The sequence below is a fragment of the Nostoc sp. JL33 genome, from assembly GCF_017114985.1.
GTDB lineage: Bacteria > Cyanobacteriota > Cyanobacteriia > Cyanobacteriales > Nostocaceae > Nostoc.
This window is the reverse complement of sequence record NZ_JABXKP010000064.1, coordinates 1-17,209: the sequence shown is the minus strand read 5'-3', so window position 1 is coordinate 17,209 and position 17,209 is coordinate 1. Positions and strand designations below refer to the sequence as shown.

Below are 17,209 nucleotides of genomic sequence, written 5' to 3'. Positions count from 1 at the left end.
TAACACAGAATTGAGAATACAGAATTCCGAAACCACTATCAATGAACCGCTAGCTTCTCTATTCGACATTGCTAAGAATATCCAGATTGAGTCAAATTTTTGTATTTGCCATCCTAATTATCAACCCTTTGCTCTGCCGACTAAAATAGCCGATAGATTTCAGCACAATTCTGTAGATTTACAACAGAAGTATCTCAGTCTACTGCTGCGAAACTTTCTCTATGGAATCTATTACAACGGCTCCTTGCAAAGTACTTTGGCAGTCAATACTGATAGTACTAATCGCCCGCCAAAGCATAATTTAGCAGATAATTCCATTTTGGAGATTGATTGGAACTTTTACGAGCAATTGCACGCCAGTAATCGCGGCATAGGTTACTTTGACCCTCGATGGCAGGTGTTGCGGAAAGAACCTGATGGTACTATGGCGGTGACTAAAGGCGGTTTAACACTTTATGTTGAGCCAGACTGCCATCTAGAATCCAGTAAGAAATCTACCAAAGTGGGTGACATGGTAGCAATCTGGATGCCCAAAAATCGACTACGAAATGGCTGTTACTTGGCAGTTAGTAATGTCGGACAGGAACGCCAGAGCAACCCCGACGCTGATTTGGGAGCAGGGCGAATTTACTTTAACTTTACGGCATCTGGTGCGATCGCTCTCATGGAAAGCTTGACACTGCGATTGAATGCAGCCTCGATTCCCTTTAGCTTTCAGGTTCTCCACAATCCTTCTGCATACGGACGCTATGATTCGGGGCTACTTTACTTTGAACTCCCCGACTATCCAGCAATCCGTACAATCCTTCAGGCTATTTATCCAGAAAATCAATCCCATTTCCATCCCGAAATTCCTTTGTTTACCAAATTTTTAGCTCCAGGGTTAGGTTTAGCTGAAGAACCAACCCAAAAATTTGCCGCACAAGAAAGTTTTGGGATGAACCGTTGCCAAATCGTCGCTAATGCTTTACTGGAAGCTTGGCAAAAAGGTAAGAATGCGATGGAGGAACGGATGAGAGTTATTGACCAACATTTTGCGCGACACCTAATAGATTTACAGCGTCCTTATCTCAATCCTAGTTCTAAGGATATATATAAGCCGTTAAATTGATGGGGAGTGGGGAGTGGGGAGTGGGGAATGAGGGGGATGAGGGGGAAGCAGGGGAAGAAAGAATAACCTAATGCAATACCCCATGTCCCATGCCCAATGCCCCATTTAAAATTCTACAATTACCGGCACATGATCGCTGGGTTGGGTTAATTTTCTGGGTGCGACATCGATGATGCAACTTTTAGCACGCTCATATAGCACGGGTGTGAGATAGTGATGGTCAATCCGCCAACCTAAGTTGCGACGGAAGGCGGCGGTGCGATAATCCCACCAGCTATAATTTCCGCCTTCTGTGGTGAATTTGCGAAAAGCATCAGCAAATCCCAGTGCCAGAATAGCCCGTAAGGCTTGGCGCTCTGCTTCTGTTGCCATAATGTGATTTTCTGTACTCACTTGCTCGTGAATATCCTTATCCTCCAGTGCGATGTTGAAGTCTCCGCACACACTAATTGCACGTTCTGACAGCACGAGCAAGCGCAAATACTCGTGTAGGGCTGTCAACCAGCGCAGCTTGTATTCGTATTTTTCAGTTCCTACTGCTGCACCATTGGGAACATATAAGTTAACAATCCGAACACCATCAATTACACCTGTAATCACCCGCTTTTGCTCATCCCATTCGTGGTGTAAATCGGGCAAAATCGCCCTAAATCCGCTACTTACGTCTTGGAGCGGCTGACGACTAATCAACGCTACGCCGTTATAAGATTTTTGTCCTGATACATAAAGGTTATAGCCTAATTGCTCAAAAGGCGATCGCGGAAACTCGGCATCCACAACTTTGGTTTCTTGCAAGCAGAGAACATCAACAGGATTCAGGGTTAACCAATCGATAACCTGTTCGAGGCGAGTGCGAATTGAGTTGACGTTCCAAGTAGCGATTTTCATTCGTTAATTATCAGAATTTTTGTAAATTACTAATTACACATTATGTAATTTTTGTACAATTACTTAATATTTATAATTTCTGTTGCATTTGCTTTCTTACCTTTAAACAAGCTTTAATTACTTGATCCCATTCAATATTTTAGTATTTTCAGCTACAAAACATTCAATTTTGTAAGTTAGGCTACAAAATATTTTACTTTATTATGATCCCCAAGACAGATGCAACAAGTAATTGATTTGCGATAGCTTATAAATATAGCTCAGGGTTGACTTTTACCGATAGTCAATTAGATTTGTCGGTAAGAAATTCGCGTTAGGGTTAACCGTTATTGCGCTTTTGGGAGCCTGTTAGGTTAATTTAAATGTCAAAAGAGTAAGTACAAATGCTCTTTACTCATACAATAATGATGCAACTCATTATATTGAGGACAATTTCATAGACTGAACCAATAAAACTTATGAAAATCGCTCAAGTTGCCCCCTTATGGGAAAAGGTTCCACCTTTTAATTATGGAGGAATAGAACTGGTAGTGAGTCGCTTGACAGATGAACTTGTTCGTCGCGGTCATCAGGTAACCTTATTTGCCTCTGGCGATTCTGAAACTTTGGCTGATTTAGAAGCAGTTTATCCGCGTGCATTGCGCTTAGACCCAAATGTGAAAGAGTATGCAGTGTACGAAATATTGCAACTGAGCCAAGTTTACCAAAATGCTGCCCAATTCGATATTATCCATTCTCATGTAGGGATATCGGCATTAGCTTTAGCGAGTTTGATAACAGCAACCACTACAGTGCACACCCTGCACAATAATTTTACAAAGGACAACCGTCACGCATTTAGCTACCACCAAAAGCAACCATACGTCAGCATTAGTAACTCGCAGCGTCAAATCGATCTCAATTATATTGGCACGGTTTATAATGGAATTGAGCTAGCAGATTACCCATTTGTAGCCCAACCGTCAGAACCTGCATATTTGGCGTTTTTAGGACGTTTTTCGCCAGAGAAAGGGGCCCAACATGCGATCGCGATTGCTCTTGAGAATGGTTGGCGCTTGAAGATGGCAGGGAAGGTTGATCTAGTAGACTCTAAGTTTTTTGAACAAGAGATTGCCCCCTTGATAGATGGTCAGCAAATTGAATATCTAGGCGAAATTAACCACGCCGAAAAGACTGAACTTCTGGGCAATGCTGCCATAACTCTTTTCCCGATTAACTGGCAAGAACCTTTTGGCTTAGTAATGATTGAATCAATGGCAACTGGTACACCAGTAATTGCCATGAATTTCGGCTCCGTACCTGAAGTGATTGCCCACGGTAAAACAGGTTTTATCTGCAAAAGCTATGTAGAAATGGCGCAAATGATTCCACTAGCTTTGGAACTCAATCGTCAAACCTGTCGGAAATATGTGGAAAACAACTTTAGCGTTAGCCAAATGGTTAACGGATATGAAGCCATTTACAGACAAATTATAAAAGACCGCATAGAATCAAATGGCTGCATTCATGCAGCTAAGATCCAGTTTTAATCAACTGCTTTTTTATCCAGCTTAAACAATAACTTTTTTCAAGGAGAATATTGGTATGAGTACGAGAGCCAACACCTGCGTATGCTGCGGTGGTTCCCTGCTGCGTCATGCCCGTCATGGTGAACTATATTGGTTTTGCCTGTCGTGCCGACAAGAAGTACCGCTATTAACTGTTACTCGCTTGCCTAATGTGGAAACCCGGAACACCGGAGTGGTTGCCCAGCCAGTGGTAAATACCTAGTTTTTTGACATATAAAGCCTAATAAAAATCGAGTTTACACCTATCAATTAGCTCCAACTGATAAAATCGGATGGAGCTTTATTGATAGGTTTAAAGTTTTGTTAGCAGCGTTACTTTATGGTCAAGAAGATTTACGCTTAGAGGAAGTTGTTGACCCGACTCCGGCGGCTGGCGAAGTTGTGATCCAGGTGGGGGCAGCAACAACTTGTGGTACAGATTTGAAAGTCTGGCGGCGTGGTGGTCATGCCAAAATGTTGAAACCGCCGACGCTATTTGGTCACGAAGCAGCTGGGCGAATTGTTGCCTTGGGTGCAGGTGTCACTGGTTGGCAAGTAGGCGATCGCATCGTTGCAAATAATTCCGCCCCATGCTGCCGGTGCTTTTTTTGTCAACGCCAAGAGTATTCATTATGTCCGAATCTGACCTGGAATAATGGGACTTTTGCGGAATACCTAAAAATTCCCGCAGCGATCGTACAGCATAATTTGTTACAGATTCCTGATGAGTTGCCGTGGGACTTGGCAGCGATAACGGAACCCTTAGCTTGTGTGTTGCATGGTGTAGCCCGTTCTAACGTCAAAGCTAAAGATCAAGTAGTCGTCTTAGGAGATGGGGCGATCGGGCTGATGTTTGTGGCGGCGTTGAGTGGTCAAGCTGAGGTTTTGCTGTGGGGAGGTAATAACCACAGGCTAGAAATTGGTCAAAAATTGGGTGCAGCCCAGACCTTTAATTATCATCAAATCCCGGATATTCCGAGTGTGGTGAAAGAACTCACCCAAGGATGGGGCGCAGATGTAGTGATTGAAGCAACTGGTGTACCAAGTGTTTGGGAAACTGCGATCGCCTGTGCCCGTCCTGGTGCAACAGTCAACTTATTCGGTGGATGTCCACGGGATACCAGCATTATCGTCAATACAGAACAGCTACACTACAGCGAACTTACGATTAAAGGCGTGTTTCATAATACACCCAAGTATGTGCGGCAGGCGCTTGCACTGCTCGCTAGTCGCAAAATTCCTTTTGAGTTACTTATTAGTGAACAGCGATCGTTAAAGGATTTAGAACAGGTGTTTCTTGAGATGAAGGCGCGTCAGGTGATTAAGGTAGCGATGATTCCTTAATTTTTCACAAAGAAAGGCAGGAGGTAAACTTTAGAGGATAAACGCAATCAGCAATTGCGTAGACGTAGCCAAGCGTAGGCATTGCCGATATAACAAATGCGGTTGCGGATATAGCAAATGCGGTTGCCGATATAGCAAATGCGGTTCCTGATATAACAAATGCGGTTGCCGATATAGTAAATGTGGTTCCTGATATAACAAATGCGGTTCCCGATATAGTAAATGCAGTTCCCGATATAGTAAATGCGGTTCCCGATATAGTAAATGTGGTTCCTGATATAGCAAATGCGGTTGCCGATATAGCAAATGCGGTTCCCGCAGAAATCCGATCGCAAGTGAATACCTTACTGAACATTTGGGTTTGGGGAACGAACCGCAGAGGCGCAGAGGGCGCAGAGAGAGATTAAGAAGAGAGGATAATGCGTTTGATGCCGTCTTTGAGGAGGGGGACGTTAAAGTTGACGAGGAGGGCTAGGGGGTAATTAGTCATTTTAAGGTATGAGAGGACTTGAGCTTCGTGGATTGCGGCTAAATTTTGGACAGCTTTTAATTCCACAATTAGACAATTGGCAACCAGAAAATCTAATCTACCCTTGCCTACTTCATGTCCTTTGTAATTTACTGTTACCGACTTCTCAACCACATGAGGTATCCCGCACCTGAAAAATTCTATAATTAACGCCTCCTTATACACCTCCTCCAAAAACCCTGGCCCCAACACCCTATGCACCTCAATTGCCGCCCCAATTACCTCGCCCGTAAGCCGATTCATTTCCTCTCCCACCTCTCTTCCCTCCGCGTTCTCTGCGCCTCTGCGGTTCGTTTCCATATAAACCCTCTCCAACCCTGTGGCAAAATTTATTAAAGTCCTTCCTTAGTTTGCCCCGCATGACCGCAACTATTCCCAATCTCCCCAGTCTCTACGACCCCTTTTCCACTGAAGCCAAGTGGCAAAAATTCTGGGAAGACAACCAAGTTTACAAAGCTGACCCCAACAAAGGCGGCGAACCCTACTGCATCGTCATTCCACCGCCGAATGTCACCGGCAGCTTACACATGGGTCACGCTTTTGAAAGTGCGTTGATTGATACCCTCGTGCGCTACCACCGGATGCAGGGGCGCAATACCCTGTGGCTACCCGGAACTGACCACGCCAGCATTGCTGTGCATACTATGCTGGAAAAGCAACTCAAGACAGAGGGGAAGACTCGCTACGAGTTGGGGCGCGAAAAATTCCTAGAACGCGCTTGGCAATGGAAGGCGGAGTCTGAGGGAACGATTCTTAATCAGCTACGACGCTTGGGTGTCTCGGTGGACTGGTCACGCGAAAGGTTCACCCTGGATGAGGGTTTATCTAAAGCTGTTGTCGAGGCGTTTACTCGTCTCTATGAGGAAGGCTTAATTTATCGTGGTGAATATTTAGTTAACTGGTGTCCCGCTTCTCAGTCGGCTGTGTCTGATGTGGAAGTAGAAAATCAAGAGGTGAATGGGAATCTCTGGCACTTCCGCTATCCCCTCACCGATGGTTCCGGTTTTGTAGAGGTGGCGACAACTCGACCAGAAACGATGCTGGGTGATACGGCTGTAGCAGTTAATCCCAATGACGATCGCTACAAACATCTCATTGGCAAAACTCTAACTCTGCCGATTCTACAACGAGAAATTCCGATTATTGGCGATGAATTTGTTGACCCGACTTTTGGCACAGGTTGCGTAAAGGTGACTCCCGCCCATGACCCGAATGATTTTGACATGGGTAAGCGTCACAATCTGCCGTTCATCAACATTATGAATAAAGACGGCACTCTCAACGCCAACGCCGGGGAGTTTCAAGGACAAGACCGCTTTGTTGCTAGAAAAAATGTGGTTTCTCGCCTAGAAGCAGATGGCTTTTTGGTGAAGATTGAAGATTATAAACATACCGTTCCCTACAGCGATCGCGGTAAAGTACCTATTGAACCTCTCCTCTCGACTCAATGGTTTGTCAAAATTCGCCCCTTAGCTGACAATACTCTCGAATTCCTCGACCAGCAAACTTCTCCAGGGTTTGTCCCCCAACGCTGGACTAAGGTCTATCGTGATTGGCTAGTAAAACTCACTGATTGGTGTATCTCTCGCCAATTATGGTGGGGACACCAAATTCCGGCTTGGTACGCTATCAGTGAAACGGATGGGCAAATTACCGATAACACGCCGTTTGTGGTGGCAAAATCGGAAACTGAAGCTTGGGAAAAAGCTAAATCACAATTTGGTGAAAATGTCAAGCTTGAACAAGACCCAGATGTGTTAGATACTTGGTTTTCTTCTGGACTCTGGCCATTTTCGACTTTGGGCTGGCCGGAACAAACTCAGGATTTAACAACTTACTACCCGACTACTACTTTGGTAACAGGCTTTGATATCATCTTTTTCTGGGTAGCCAGAATGACCATGATGGCTGGGCATTTTACGCAGCAAATGCCTTTCCAAACAGTTTACATTCATGGCTTGGTGCTGGATGAAAAAGGCCAAAAGATGTCTAAGAGCAAAGGTAATGGCATTGACCCATTGTTACTGATTGACAAATATGGTACTGATGCCTTGCGGTATACCCTAATTAGGGAAGTGGCTGGCGCTGGTCAAGATATCCGGCTGGAATACGATCGCAAAAAGGATGAATCAGCATCGGTGGAGGCATCCCGCAACTTTGCAAATAAGTTGTGGAATGCTGCCCGGTTTGTGATGATGAATTTGGATGGACAGACACCGCAACAATTGGGGAACCCAGTTGCTACCGAATTGAGCGATCGCTGGATTATCTCGCGGTATCATCAAGTTATCAAACAAACCACCAATTACATCGATAATTACGGTTTAGGGGAAGCAGCAAAAGGACTCTACGAATTCATCTGGGGTGATTTCTGCGATCAATATATTGAACTGGTGAAATCCAGATTGCAAGCAGATGCCGATCCAGTATCGCGGCGGGTAGCACAGCAAACCCTCGGCTACATACTGGAAGGGATTTTAAAACTGCTTCATCCGTTGATGCCTCATATTACCGAAGAAATTTGGCAAACTCTCACCCAACAACCAGCAGATTCCCCGCTAACTTTACCATTACAAACCTATCCCCAGATAGATGCAAACTTGATTGATCAAGCTTTGGAAGAACAGTTTGAATTGCTGATTGGCACTATCCGCACAATTCGGAATTTGCGGGCGGAAGCCGATATTAAGCCAGGCGTAAAAGTGACAGCGAATTTGCAAACTGAAAGTCAGAAGGAGCGGGAAATTCTCACTGCTGGACAAGATTACATTAAAGATTTGGCGAAGGTTGAGACTTTAACCATTACTGACAAGCAAGAAAACCAAACTGTTGCTGCTAAAAAACCTCAGAGCGGTTTGAAGACAATTGGCTTAATTATTGTGGCCATTGTCTTTGGTAGGCTAGGTTTAGCTGCGGGAAATGCCATTGATGACATTCCCATCGTCGGAACTTTCTTTGAACTAGTTGGTTTTGGTTACACAGCGTGGTTTGTTAGCCAAAATTTAATAACTGCTCAAGCAAGACTTAGCTTATGGAGCCGATTTTTCCCGCAGAGAGAATTAGAACAACCACAAGAATCAGAAAATGCGATCGCAGGTGTAATTGGTACAATACAGGTGCTAATTCCTCTAAGCGGTGTGGTAGATATTGAAGTTGTGCGTGCCAAACTAGAGAAAAGCTTGAGCAAAGCTGAAGCCGAAGTTCAGTCCCTGAGTGCCAGATTAAACAATCCTAGTTTTGTGGATAGAGCTAGAGCCGACGTGGTGCAAGGAGCGCGGGACGCTTTAGCAGAAGCACACAAACAAGTGGAAATTTTGCGCGATCGCCTTCAGGGGTTGTCGTAGCGATCGCCTTCAGGGGTTGTCGTAGCGATCGCCTGCGTGGCTTAGGATAACTGTAATGGGTAACGCGAGTTTCAATAATTCCCAATTACCCATTACCTAATTAACAAAATATCAATTCTGACACTTATTTTTTATTTATTAAATTTTTTTGAATTTTGAATGCGTGAATTTTGAATTGGAGCAAAGCGACCCTCATGCTATATCTAGCCCAGGTGCGTAAAAACGATTTTTTAGACCAGCACCAGTTACGCTTGTTGGCGCGTCAAGAAGCTGATAACTTGTGGGCGATAATTCCCGAAGAAGCTTTCATTCTGCTAGGAAAGGGAAAGATCATGAGTGAAAACTTGCTTGTTTTAGTGGAACTTTCCGCTACAGGCGACATTGAAAGGCTAGAAGATGCCACCAACTGGGTACTCCATTTGATACAAAGTTACCTCACTATCGGCATTACCCCAGAATTTTTACAGCAGGAAGCCGAGCGAGCCGAACATTGGCGACAATCCCTGACGTTGCAAAACCAAGACTTAGCCCGACGTTCCTTAGAATTGGAAGCTCGTCGTGAACAAATTCAAGCCTTAGAAGAAAGCCTCAAACGTGAGAAAAATAGTTATCCCCAAGAGGAAAGTTAAAATAATTCGTAATTCAGTTTATCTTAGCCCCCTCCTCGCTTGCGGGGAGGGGGTTGGGGGTGGGGTTCTTGTATCTCACAAGGGCCGAGAACCGCTATAACTTTGACTACGATGCCAACAACTGCCGAATTAGCCTAGCTACAGCTTTTTGTGTGAAGCGGTTGGCAATTTGTTGACCTAAACGCTGCACATCTGAATTTACCAATAACTGGGCAATTTGGGGCGCAAGTTGCACTGGGTCAAAGCCTTGTGTTTCTCTGAGAATACCTAATATATGTTTGATATGCTCCAAGGTTTGTTGTTGCTCAACTGTCGCCGCCGGAGTTTTATTAACTGTTGTCAATCCTACTCGTTCCCGCAACAGGGAGGTGAAGTTATGCAAAACATTTTTACCTAAAGCATCAAGTCCGTTAACAGATTCATCTACTAGCTTGTCACGAATAAAAGCCCCGCGTTCAGATGACAGAAATTCTATCCCCTGATTCAGCACTAAATTAAAGTCGTAATCTTGACTATTACGCGCATTTTTTAACAAGTTTTCTAAGCGGTTCCAGCGAAATCTGCCATCTTTAAAGAGCAAATCTTGCAATGATGCTCTTAATTGCGGTGCTGGATCAGTTAATAGGCGTTTAGAAACGTAGGGATAAGCTTCACTAAGAACTTTAAAGTTGGGATCTATAAAGATTGCAATACCTTCGAGCGTCACCAGGGAGCGAATAATTAAGGCGTAGTAGGGCGGTACGCGGAAAGGATATTCATACATCAAAGCTGATAGTTCATCGGTGATGCTTTTAATATTAAGATCCGCAACACTGGCTCCTTCAGCATCAGCAAAGACTCTGGCAAAAGCTGGGATAATTGGTGTTAAATCGGTTTCTGGTGATAAGAAATCTAACTTAACGTAGTCTTTTGCTAATCCTTCAAAGTCGCGGTTGACGACGTGGACGATCGCTTCAATTAAACCATAACGCTGTGGTGGCTTAATCTCGCTCATCATCCCAAAGTCGAGATAAGCTAATTTGCCATCGGTTGTTGCTAACAAATTACCAGGGTGGGGATCTGCATGGAAAAATCCATGTTCTAGCAGTTGGCGCAGGGAACACTGCACACCCACTTCAATTAGATAACGAGCATCTATGCCTTGGGCGCTAATTTCTTCTGTCTGGGTTAATTTAGTGCCGTTAATCCACTCCATCGTCAAGACGCGGCGATTGGTATATTCCCAGTAAATTTTCGGTACATATACGTCTTTCATTTGACCGTATAACTGGAAAAATCGTTCGGCATTTTCACCTTCGTGGATGTAATCCATCTCTTCAAAGATGCGATCGCCTAATTCATCGAGAATCCCAACTAAGTCACTTCTTACCCGTTTGACCTTTTTCTGCACCCACGCAGCGAGGTTACGCAAGATATATAAGTCAATGGTGATCCCCTCTCTTAAGTCGGGGCGTTGAACTTTAACAGCAACTTCTTCACCAGTTTTTAGCTTACCTTTATAGACTTGCCCCAATGAAGCCGCAGCAATTGGCTGGGCCGAGAGTTCGGCGTAAACCTCTTGGGGAAGAGCGCCTAATTCTTCTTTGATAAACTGGTAAGCAATTTCGTTGGGAAAAGGCGGTAATTGGTCTTGTAGCTTAGTTAATTCTTCCAGGTATACCGGAGGAACCAAATCCGGTCTGGTGGACAAAGCTTGTCCAATTTTGATGTAAGCAGGCCCCAGTTTAGTCAGCAATACTCGTAGCTGAGTCGCTCGGCGGCGATCTTTTTTGACGACAATTCCCCGTTTACTATCCGACCACAATCCAAAAACAAAGGATAGAGTCGGCCCCAACACGGCGAAAATCCGCCGGACAACTTGCAATTTTCTCTTTTGGTAATGCGCCGCTATGCCCACAGGATCGTAAAGTGTCTCAGGTTGGGCAGTTGTCCTCAGCTTTTGGGCGGCTAAGAGGCTTGGCGAACGCACAACTAAGCTTCCTGTACCATCTTCTGGCACTACATCAATAACCTCCAGTTCGCCTCGGCTATTTGTGCCGTTGCGACTGTCCTCCTGAATCGGTCGGGAACTAGGGGGAAGTGTCTTAACAATCATGAAAAAGGCCACCAGTCAGAACGATCACATTAAGGATTGTAACAATATGTTGAGGGATTGGGAATTGGCAATGGGGCATTGGGCATTAATTATTTCTTCCTCATCTCCCTCATCTTCTACTCCCCACTCCCCACTCCCTACTCCCTACTCCCTACTCCCCACTAGTCTGCTACACTTAAACGGGCATATTAGTTCAATAATAGTAGGTATTGCTAGTTGCCCAAAGATGAAACTCATTATCTTCTAACTTAGAAGTATCCGGCATCTTCCCTTATGGAGAATTTGGCTTGATGTTGCTTTGCCTGCGAATCGAAAACTTTGCCCTAATTGACCAACTAGAATTGGAATTTGGCGCGGGACTAAATGTGTTAACAGGTGAAACCGGCGCTGGAAAATCGATTATCTTGGATGCCATTGATGCCGCTTTGGGCGGTAAAGTCTCTAGTCGAGTCATTCGCACAGGGACAAGTCGAGCGATGGTAGAAGCGACTTTTACCTCAAACGCTCCCCTAGCTGCTTGGTTGACCGAACAAGAAATAGATTTGCTTGATGAAAATTCCGTAGTGATTAGCCGAGAAATCACAGCCACTACTAGTAATATCCGCAGCCGATCGCGGGTGAATGGCGTGTTGGTAAATCGGCAGATCATGGGAGGAATGCGCGATCGCTTGGTGGAAATCACAGCCCAAGGTCAAACTGTACAAGTGGGACAATCTGCCCAAGTCCGCGACTGGTTAGATTTATATGGCGGCGACTCTCTAATGCAGCAGCGCCATAAAGTCGCCACGAGCTTTAGTACTTACCAACAGGCGCATTTAGCACTAGAAAAACGCCGGACATCAGAACGCGAACGGTTGCAACAACTCGACTTGCTCACCTATCAAGTGCAAGAATTGGGAGGAGCCAACCTCAGCGAACCGAATGAATTGGAACAGTTGGGACAAGAACGGGAACGCCTGAATCATGTCGTCGATTTGCAACAGATGAGTTACAAAGTTTATCAGGCTTTGTATCAAAACGATCATGAAACTCCCGCCGCCGCAGATTTATTGGGAGACAGTGAGGCAACACTAAATGACATGGTGGAATATGATACCCAACTGCAACCCCTATTGGAATTGGTGCGGGACGCGCAAGCTGCGGTAATGGAAGTGGGAAGGCAGATTAATGCCTATGGGGATGGATTGGAAGCCGATCCGCACCGATTAGAAGAGGTGGAAGAACGGATTCAGGAATTAAAGCAAATTTGCCGCAAGTACGGGCCGACACTAAAAGAAGCGATCGCTTATTACCAAGGTATTCAAGAGCAATTAGCCCAACTTAACGACAGCGAACAATCTATCGAAAAGTTAGAACAGCAAGAAAAGGCGTGTTTTGAGAAACTCACCCAAACAAGTAATCAGTTAACTCAACTGCGGAGTAAGGCGGCTGCTAATTTAGAATCACGTTTGATATCTCAACTCAAGCCCCTAGCGATGGAAAAGGTGAAGTTTTTGGTTGAGATAGTACCTGCTTCTCCAACTGCCACCGGAGCAGATAAAATTACCTTTATGTTTAGTTCCAACCCTGGAGAACCCCTGCAACCTTTAACGGAAGTTGCCTCTGGTGGGGAAATGAGCCGCTTTTTACTGGCGCTAAAAGCTTGTTTTTCTCAGGTTGATGTGGCTGGGACAATGGTATTTGATGAAATTGATGTTGGGGTTTCCGGAAGAGTCGCCCAAGCGATCGCAGAAAAGTTACACCAGCTAAGTCAACGCAACCAAGTATTATGTGTTACCCACCAGCCTTTAGTTGCGGCAATGGCCGATCGCCATTTCCGCGTCGATAAGCAAACTATCAATCAAGGCAAAGGTAAAAAAGCCAACAATGACAACGCCGAGCAGCGTACCGTTGTCAGAGTTACTACCTTGGATAATTTAACCACGCGCCGGGAAGAATTAGCGCAGTTAGCTGGTGGGAAATCTGCAAGTGATGCGATCGCTTTTGCGGAATCTCTGTTATTACAAGCTGCTAACCACCGTCGCGGGGAGCAGAGTTGAAATATAGTAAATTCGACACCAGAAACTGTATATTTAAATCCAAAAACTCTTTCAACGTGCTACTCAGATAATTTACTATTTATCATTCTACACTTCTAGTAATGACTGACCAAGATAACCTCCAACAGCTTTAACACCAGGTAAAGCGAAGAAATATCCACCGCCAATGGGGCGAATATACTCCTGCAAAGGTTCCCCAATCAAGCGATTTTGCACTGTCACAAAGCCCTTTTCTAAGTCAGCTTGAAAACAGACAAACAACAAACCCATATCTAACTGTCCAGCTTTGTCAAACCCGCGTGAATAATTGAAACCACGCCGCAGAATCAAACTCGACTCTGATTTGCGTGGATTAGCAAGGCGGATATGAGCATCTAGGCGGATTTGTTGACCTTTGGGATCTTGAGGATAGTTGGGAATATCTTTCTCGTGATTCATCCCCAAAGGTGCGCCAGAATCCTTACTGCGTCCGATAATTTTCTCTTGCTCCTGTAGTGGTGTACGATCCCAGCGTTCGACTAAGTTGCGGATCACCCGCACAACTTGATAGCTTCCCCCTACTGTCCAAGCTGGTTCGCCGTTGTTGGGCTGTACCCAGACAATCCGGTTCATCAACTTTTCATCGCTAGCATCTAGATTTGCCGTCCCATCTTTGAAACCAAGCAGGTTACGCACCGTAGTTTTACCTTGTTTTTTGTGGGTATTCGGCGGCAGAAACCCTGCTATTTGCCAACGCAAAGTTATCAAATCAGGCAAGTTCTTAATGATGTCGCGTAAAGCGTGGAGATTCGATTCTTCAGTATTCGCACAGAATTGCAACAGTATATCCCCATGACATAAATCTGGGTCAAGCTGGTCATTGGGAAAACCTGGCATAGTATCTAACCGCTTGGGTTTCAAGTTGCCAAGTCCAAAGCGGTTATCGAACAGTGAGTTACCCACAGCCAAGGTGATTGTCAAGTTATTGGGAACCACTACAGGCCCAAGAATCCCCGAATCATTGGGTGGAAATTTGGGGTCGCGCGACTTGGGTGTTCCCCCTGCCATGAGAAACTGGATGCGCTCAGTTAAAGTTTTGAACAACCGCACTAAATCTGCTTTATTGGCAGCAGTTGTATCAAATGCGACCATTAACCCAGAGGCAGGAGTAGGGGTAAGAATACCTGCTTGGTGAAGTCCAAAGAACGGCACGATTTCTTCAGATGGGTCTTCGCTAGTTTCCAAAAGAGTGTGATAACCCAAACTGGTCAAAGCTGCTACTCCACCTGCTGCTGCCATACCGATGAGTAAGTCACGACGGCTGATGCGGGGAGTAATGCGTAAACTTGGTTGCTCCGAACTAGACATAGTTTACTCCTCTAGGAATGATTCCAAAATTACTCAACTCCCAAAGTGCCACGCAGCTGAGACAAATCTTCAGCAAGAGCAGCGATCGCTGTTTTCATGTCTTTCTTGTCTGTTTCACTCACCTTATCGTAGGTAGCAAAACCACCATCAGGGGTTTTGTATTTAGCAAGTCCTTGGTCAACTTTGGTGAAATTTGCATCTACACGCGCCAGTAGTTCTGGGTTGGCTTTTTGGATGACGGGGCGCAATAACTCGACAATCTTTTGGGAACCATCGACATTAGCGCTGAAGTCCCAGAGGTCAGTATGGCTGTAACGGTCTTCTTCTCCAGAAATCTTGGTTTTACTCACTTCTTCAATCAAGTCAGCAGCACCGCCAACCATGTTTTTCGGTTCAATGGTCAAGGTGGCAATCCGCTTTTGTAAATCTAGCCCATCTTTCTGTAGCTTTTCGGCAAAAGGTTTCATCCCTTTTGTAGTTTTGTCCTGGAATAAAGCTTTCTCTAGGCGATGGTATCCGGTAAATTGTGGGTCAGCCTCTTTTTTGGCAAAGTCATCAGCACGGGAATCCATGCTTTTATCAAGGTCGGAGAACAATTCAGCTATCGGTTCGGCGCGTTCCCAGTGGACATGGGTAGAGGCATAGAGTTTCTGCGCTTTAGCAAGGTTTCCAGCAATCACGGCATCTGTGAAGGTCTTGTTGTCTGCCACCAGTTGGTCAGTCTCTTTAGTGACGTAGACTTTATATTCCGCGATCGCACCGACTAATTCACCCTGATCTAGATTCCCTTTGGCTTGAGAATCCCCTCCAGCTTTCACTGTGAGTTTCCCTTTGGGATTGCTGCGTAAACCGCAAGCCATGTCATACTCACCCGGTTCTAAATTGGTTTTGAGTTTTTGAACGAAGCCAGGAGCAATATTTTCCTTTTCCTCAACGACTTTCACCCCAGACAAAATCTCCCACTCCAAAGGTTGGCTGCTTTTATTGGTCAGCACAAAGCTGTTTGGCCCAGATGCTACTGTCAGCTGATTCGGTTCGCAACCTTTATCTGTCACAGCTAAAGCAGTTTCCGCAGAATTGCTGCTAGAAGTATCGCTAGCTACTTTAGCTTCTGGAGAATTACTCGCGGAAGTTTCGCTTGATTTGTTGGATTCACAGCCAGCTACTGTCAAGGCAATTAGACAGATAATTGTTGAGTACTTTAAAACATTTTTCATTGTTGTATTCTCTTAAAAATTATGGAAGTAGCTAAGAATGCCTTGCTGTAGTCTTCTGTCCCGTGTTATCCCCTAAGAAGAACAGCGACATCGTCGGAATTAGATAGCCAAAATAGGCGATCGCTTCGCTGATAGTAGGGGCATCGTTATAGCCAAAAAATCCTGTCAAAAGTGAACCGAGAAACCCGTTCTTGGGAAGTACCCCGCTAGCATCGAATACCACTGTTTGCAGTAAGTTCCACACTCCGGCTTCATGAAAAGCTCTCACCCCACTAGCTAAGAGTCCAGCAGCAACCAGGATAATGAAGGCTCCTGTCCATTTAAAAAATCGCCTCAAGTTGATGCGGATACCACCCTGATAGATGCCTACACCAACGGCTAGTGCGGCTGCATATCCAAACAATGCCCCCACAGGAGCTTGAATTCCCAAATTTTGCTGAAACGTCGCCAGCAAAAACACTACTGTTTCCAGACCTTCCCGCAGCACTGCAAAGAATGACATTCCCACCAGTGCTGTACCCCATTTATCCCCCGACTGGATCGCAGTTTCAATTTGAGACTGTAACTCGCCTTTAATAGAACGAGCAGCACGGCGCATCCAGAAAACCATCCAGGTAAGAACCCCAACTGCGACGATGGAAATTACCGCTTCAAATAGTTCCTGTTCTTTCTGCGGAAACTCCTGACTGGTTATTTGCAAAATAATCCCAGCAGCTAGACAAATCAAAGTCGCTAGTGCGATGCCAATCCAAACTGACTTCATCAAATGGGTACGACCAGTTTGCTTGAGATAACTGGCAATAATTCCCACGACAAGTGCAGCTTCAACGCCCTCTCGGAACATGATCAAGAAGGGAAAAAGCATGGATAACCTTATTAGTTATAATTACTATCAAATCATCATGAGAATAATAACTTACTTGAGAACATTTGTATATAACGGCGAGTTAAAAATCTAGCTTGATGAAGTTTTTGTCATTCCGATTCAGAGCATTACCAGTCGATGCAATGGCATTACCAGTCGATGCAATGGCATTACCAGCCGATGCAATGGCATTACCAGTCGATGCAATGGCATTACCAGCCGATGCAATGGCATTACCAGCCGATGCAATGGCA

General features: G+C 45.0%; 14 protein-coding genes. 8 read left to right on the top strand and 6 right to left on the bottom strand.

Annotated elements, in window-relative coordinates:
• The first annotated feature begins 37 nt into the window (after nt 1–37).
• Nucleotides 38–1,111 carry a T3SS effector HopA1 family protein gene (locus HWQ23_RS17195; protein ID WP_375466573.1) on the top strand — a complete coding sequence of 358 codons (1,074 nt, stop codon included), beginning with the start codon at nt 38–40 and terminating at the stop codon, nt 1,109–1,111.
• A gap of 105 nt (nt 1,112–1,216) precedes the next feature.
• Here the strand turns inward: HWQ23_RS17195 and xth are convergent, their stop codons facing one another.
• Nucleotides 1,217–1,999, bottom strand: coding sequence for an exodeoxyribonuclease III (gene xth / locus HWQ23_RS17190; protein ID WP_292830293.1), 783 nt, complete (start codon nt 1,997–1,999; stop codon nt 1,217–1,219).
• A 458-nt stretch (nt 2,000–2,457) separates the two neighbouring features.
• Between xth and HWQ23_RS17185 the strand changes: the two genes are divergently transcribed.
• The 4 genes from HWQ23_RS17185 (at nt 2,458) to HWQ23_RS17170 (ending at nt 5,297) form a co-directional block, all read left to right on the top strand.
• A complete protein-coding gene (locus HWQ23_RS17185) occupies nt 2,458–3,528 on the top strand; it encodes a glycosyltransferase family 4 protein (RefSeq protein WP_292830291.1) in 1,071 nt (356 codons plus the stop codon).
• A 55-nt stretch (nt 3,529–3,583) separates the two neighbouring features.
• Nucleotides 3,584–3,769, top strand: coding sequence for a hypothetical protein (locus HWQ23_RS17180; protein WP_292830289.1), 186 nt, complete (start codon nt 3,584–3,586; stop codon nt 3,767–3,769).
• A gap of 98 nt (nt 3,770–3,867) precedes the next feature.
• Complete coding sequence (locus HWQ23_RS17175; protein ID WP_292830287.1) at nt 3,868–4,890, top strand: zinc-dependent alcohol dehydrogenase; 1,023 nt, start codon at nt 3,868–3,870, stop codon at nt 4,888–4,890.
• Nucleotides 4,891–5,072: 182 nt separating this feature from the next.
• On the top strand, nt 5,073–5,297 hold the full coding sequence (locus tag HWQ23_RS17170) for a hypothetical protein (RefSeq protein WP_292830285.1): 225 nt from the start codon (nt 5,073–5,075) through the stop codon (nt 5,295–5,297).
• Here the strand turns inward: HWQ23_RS17170 and HWQ23_RS17165 are convergent.
• Nucleotides 5,294–5,719 carry a GxxExxY protein gene (locus HWQ23_RS17165; RefSeq protein ID WP_292830283.1) on the bottom strand — a complete coding sequence of 142 codons (426 nt, stop codon included), beginning with the start codon at nt 5,717–5,719 and terminating at the stop codon, nt 5,294–5,296. The two genes, HWQ23_RS17170 and HWQ23_RS17165, sit on opposite strands and share 4 nt — an antisense overlap.
• Before the next feature lie 59 nt (nt 5,720–5,778).
• Between HWQ23_RS17165 and HWQ23_RS17160 the strand changes: the two genes are divergently transcribed.
• Together HWQ23_RS17160 and HWQ23_RS17155 are read left to right on the top strand one after the other, a co-directional pair.
• The gene (locus tag HWQ23_RS17160; protein WP_292830281.1) at nt 5,779–8,763 is read left to right on the top strand and encodes a valine--tRNA ligase; all 2,985 of its coding nucleotides are present in this window, start codon (nt 5,779–5,781) and stop codon (nt 8,761–8,763) included.
• A 194-nt stretch (nt 8,764–8,957) separates the two neighbouring features.
• Nucleotides 8,958–9,392, top strand: coding sequence for a hypothetical protein (locus tag HWQ23_RS17155; protein ID WP_292830279.1), 435 nt, complete (start codon nt 8,958–8,960; stop codon nt 9,390–9,392).
• Between the two features lie 106 nt (nt 9,393–9,498).
• Here HWQ23_RS17155 and HWQ23_RS17150 read toward each other — a convergent pair whose 3' ends face one another.
• Nucleotides 9,499–11,487, bottom strand: a complete 1,989-nt coding sequence (locus HWQ23_RS17150; RefSeq protein ID WP_292830277.1) for an ABC1 kinase family protein — start codon at nt 11,485–11,487, stop codon at nt 9,499–9,501.
• 290 nt (nt 11,488–11,777) lie between these two features.
• Here HWQ23_RS17150 and recN point away from each other — a divergent pair, with 290 nt between their 5' ends.
• Nucleotides 11,778–13,526 (top strand): DNA repair protein RecN, encoded by a 1,749-nt coding sequence (recN, locus tag HWQ23_RS17145; RefSeq protein ID WP_292830275.1) that lies wholly within the window; start codon nt 11,778–11,780, stop codon nt 13,524–13,526.
• A gap of 87 nt (nt 13,527–13,613) precedes the next feature.
• Here recN and efeB read toward each other — a convergent pair whose 3' ends face one another.
• The 3 genes from efeB to efeU are packed head-to-tail and all read right to left on the bottom strand — an operon-like array spanning nt 13,614 to nt 16,955.
• On the bottom strand, nt 13,614–14,873 hold the full coding sequence (gene efeB, locus HWQ23_RS17140; protein WP_292830273.1) for an iron uptake transporter deferrochelatase/peroxidase subunit: 1,260 nt from the start codon (nt 14,871–14,873) through the stop codon (nt 13,614–13,616).
• Nucleotides 14,874–14,902: 29 nt separating this feature from the next.
• The gene (gene efeO, locus HWQ23_RS17135; protein ID WP_292830271.1) at nt 14,903–16,090 is read right to left on the bottom strand and encodes an iron uptake system protein EfeO; all 1,188 of its coding nucleotides are present in this window, start codon (nt 16,088–16,090) and stop codon (nt 14,903–14,905) included.
• Between the two features lie 31 nt (nt 16,091–16,121).
• Nucleotides 16,122–16,955 carry an iron uptake transporter permease EfeU gene (efeU, locus tag HWQ23_RS17130; protein ID WP_292830269.1) on the bottom strand — a complete coding sequence of 278 codons (834 nt, stop codon included), beginning with the start codon at nt 16,953–16,955 and terminating at the stop codon, nt 16,122–16,124.
• Between the last annotated feature and the right edge of the window lie 254 nt (nt 16,956–17,209).